The 3,332-nt window shown below is 55.8% G+C and carries 4 protein-coding genes; all 4 read left to right on the top strand.

What is annotated here, in order from left to right; translation table 11 throughout:
* Positions 1-163: recombination protein RecR (locus tag VI895_09605; GenBank protein HLG20052.1), on the top strand; the 163-nt coding region annotated here is incomplete at its 5' end.
* Between the two features lie 111 nt (positions 164-274).
* Complete coding sequence (locus VI895_09600) at positions 275-760, top strand: roadblock/LC7 domain-containing protein (protein HLG20051.1); 486 nt, start codon at positions 275-277, stop codon at positions 758-760.
* A 6-nt stretch (positions 761-766) separates the two neighbouring features.
* Positions 767-1,354, top strand: coding sequence for an ADP-ribosylation factor-like protein (locus VI895_09595; protein HLG20050.1), 588 nt, complete (start codon positions 767-769; stop codon positions 1,352-1,354).
* A gap of 40 nt (positions 1,355-1,394) precedes the next feature.
* Positions 1,395-3,332 (top strand): alanine--tRNA ligase (gene alaS / locus VI895_09590; protein HLG20049.1); only part of this gene is annotated, 1,938 nt, incomplete at its 3' end.

Here is a 3,332-nt window from a genome sequence, read left to right as displayed (position 1 = left end):
GGGGGAAGCTACGGCGATCTACCTGGCCAAGCTTCTTAAAGAGAAAGGGATCGCGACCAGCCGCATCGCGATGGGGATCCCGCTCGGAGGACACCTGGAATATGCGGACACGGTAACGCTGGGACGCTCTATAATGGAGCGGCGGCAGTTCTCGGCCACCTGACTCTCCTTGCCCGTCCCCGAAAATACTGTTAGATGACGTATACTTAGCTAGTGCCCAGAATCCGACATATCTTGATCGACGGACTCCGGACACTGCGTTCGGTGACGACAAATGGCTAATCCACAAATGGTGATGTTCGAGGAGGAGTTTCGCCAAATCTCCCAACTCATTGAAAAGTTGGGGAGGGAGGCGAACGCCAAAGTCTGTTACCTCGTGGACAAGAACGGCCAGTTGATCGCGAGCGCGGGAGATACGACGAACATCGACTCCACCAGTCTCGCCTCGCTGACGGCCGGGAACATCGCGGCCACGGGCGGCTTGGCGAAATTGCTGGGGGAGCGGGAGTTCTCGATACTCTTTCACGAGGGGGAGAAGGACAACATTCACATTTCCCTGGTGGGTCAGCGGGTGATTCTCGTCGTGATCTTCGACGGCCGGTCTTCGCTGGGGCTCGTGCGGCTTCGGGTCAAGAAAGCTTCGCACGAATTGGATACAATCTTTCAATCCCTGGTAAGGAAGGCGGAAACCCCGGGTGGGGCGCCGTCGCCCTTCGCCGAGATCACCGACGCGGACATCGACAACCTTTTTCGGGACTGACGGAACATGTCATTCATCAACTACTCCTCGCGCGAGATCAACTGCAAGATCGTCTATTACGGTCCCGGCCTCTGCGGCAAGACGACGAATCTGCAATTCATTTACAAAAAGACATCGCCGGAGGCGAAAGGGAAAATGATCTCGCTCGCCACCGAGACCGAGCGGACGCTGTTTTTCGATTTTCTTCCTCTCTCTCTGGGGGAAATCCGGGGATTTAAAACGCGCTTTCATCTCTATACGGTGCCCGGCCAAGTCTTTTATGACGCCAGCCGAAAGTTGATTTTGAAGGGCGTGGACGGCGTGGTTTTCGTGGCCGATTCTCAGGTCGAGCGCATCGACGCCAACATCGAGTCGTTTGAAAACCTTAAAGTGAACTTACAGGAACAGGGATACGACTTAAGCCAGATCCCATACGTGGTTCAGTACAACAAACGGGATCTTCCGAACGTATCGTCGATGGAAGAGTTGCGGGGCGCTTTGAACGCGAACGGCATCCCCGATTTTGAAGCGGTGGCTACGTCGGGAACCGGCGTATTCGAAACGCTGAAATCGATCGCAAGGCTTGTCCTCATCGAACTCAAAAAGAAAAGATGAATGATTCCATCCGCGAGCAATTCGAGCGGCGATTAAATGTATGAAAAAACTGTCGTCGGCGGAGATACGGAACCGATTTCTTAAATTCTTTGAAAAGAACGGGCACCGGGTGGTGCCGAGTTCGTCCCTGGTGCCGCGGTTGGACCCGACGCTTCTTTTTACCAATGCGGGAATGAATCAGTTCAAAGGCGTTTTTATCGGAGAAGAAAAGCGGGACTACAAGCGAGCGGCGTCATCGCAAAAGTGCGTGCGCGCGGGCGGCAAACACAACGACCTCGAAAACGTGGGAAGAACCGCGAGGCACCACACGTTTTTCGAGATGCTGGGGAACTTTTCGTTCGGCGACTATTTCAAAAAGGAGGCCGTCCGGTTCGCGTGGACATTTTGCACGGAAGAGCTGAAGGTGCCGAAAGACAGGCTCTACGTCTCGGTGTTCACCGAGGACGATGCCGCGTTCGGGATCTGGAAAAACGACATCGGAATCGCGGAGAAACGGATTTACCGCTTCGGCGCGAAGGACAATTTTTGGGCGATGGGGGAAAGCGGCCCGTGCGGCCCCTGTTCGGAAATATTTTTCGACCAAGGAGCCGGGGTGGGATGCGGAAAACCGACCTGTGACGTCGGCTGCGATTGCGACCGATATATCGAGTTTTGGAACCTGGTCTTCATGGAGTTCAACCAGCGGCCGGATGGAACGCGGGCAAAACTCCCGAAACCTTCGATCGACACCGGAATGGGGCTCGAACGGATCACGGCGATCGTGCAGGGCGTGACGAGCAATTACGACACCGATCTTTTTTCTCCGATCTTTGGGGCTTCCAAAAAGATTTCCGGGAAAGAGTATAAAAAGGCGGCGGAAGAGGAAAAAATTTCATTGCGCGTGATCGCCGACCACGTAAGGGCGATGACGTTCCTGATTGCCGACGGCGTACAACCTTCCAATGAAGGGAGAGGATATGTTCTTCGGCGCATCATGCGGCGGGCGATGCGGCATGGACGGAAACTCGGGATTGGGAAGCCGTTCTTGCATGTTCTCTCGGGAACCGTCGTCGAAGAGATGGGGGCCGTTTATCCCGAGTTGAAGAGGGCATCGAAGGCGGCGGCTGAGGTCATTCGGCAGGAAGAAGAACGCTTTGCCGAGACGATCGACCGAGGTCTGACGCTGTTGTCGGAGGAGATGGATAAGCTCAAGAAGAAGGGAATGAAAACTCTTCCCGGAGATATAGCGTTTCGTCTGTATGATACGTACGGATTTCCGGTGGATATGACGGCCGATATTCTGCGCGAAACGGGGTTTTCGTACGACCACGAAGGCTTCGAGGAAGCTTTCGAACGGCACCGGGAAAAGGCGCGGGGAAGCTGGAAGGGGAGTGCGGACAAAGAGATCGATCTTCTGGTGCGGAAGTGGGTCGGGGACGGTTTGCGGACGGAATTTCTCGGCTACCGCCAGCTGACGGCCGAAGGAAGCATTCGGGCGATCGTAAAAGACGGCAAAGCCGTGCAATCCGCGAAAGCCGGAGACGCGATTGAAATCTTGGCCGATCGAACTCCCTTTTATGGGGAGTCGGGCGGACAGGTCGGGGACATCGGTGCCGTTTCCGGCGAAGGCTTTTCACTGGAAGTCGTCGATGCGCGAAAGCCGGCGCCCGAAATCATTCTTCATAAGTGCCGGGTGACGGAAGGTGACGTTCGCGCGGGAGTTAAGGCGAGCTTCAGCGTGGATGCGAAGGCGCGGGCGGCGACGGCCAAGAATCACACGGCCACGCATATGCTGCACGCTACATTGAAGGAATTGCTCGGTTCGCATGTCAGTCAGTCCGGCTCGCTCGTCTCGCCGGAGCGGCTCCGGTTCGATTTCGCCCATCCCGCGGCGTTGACGCCGGATGAAATAGCCCAAATCGAACAGTGGATGAACGAGAGGATCTGGCTCGACGCGCCGGTCGCGAAAGAAATTCTCCCTTTGGAAAAGGCGCTGGCC

This window comes from Bdellovibrionota bacterium (assembly GCA_035292885.1).
In the GTDB taxonomy this organism is placed as follows: domain Bacteria; phylum Bdellovibrionota_G; class JALEGL01; order JALEGL01; family DATDPG01; genus DATDPG01.
The sequence above is the reverse complement of the archived record's forward strand: the minus strand, read 5'-3'. Positions and strand labels throughout refer to the sequence as shown.

What these genes read in the sequence shown, in the direction of transcription:
- VI895_09600 (HLG20051.1), top strand. Translation starts at nt 275, where the DNA reads ATGGCTAATCCACAAATGGTGATGTTCGAGGAGGAGTTTCGCCAAATC.
- VI895_09595 (HLG20050.1), top strand. Translation starts at nt 767, where the DNA reads ATGTCATTCATCAACTACTCCTCGCGCGAGATCAACTGCAAGATCGTC.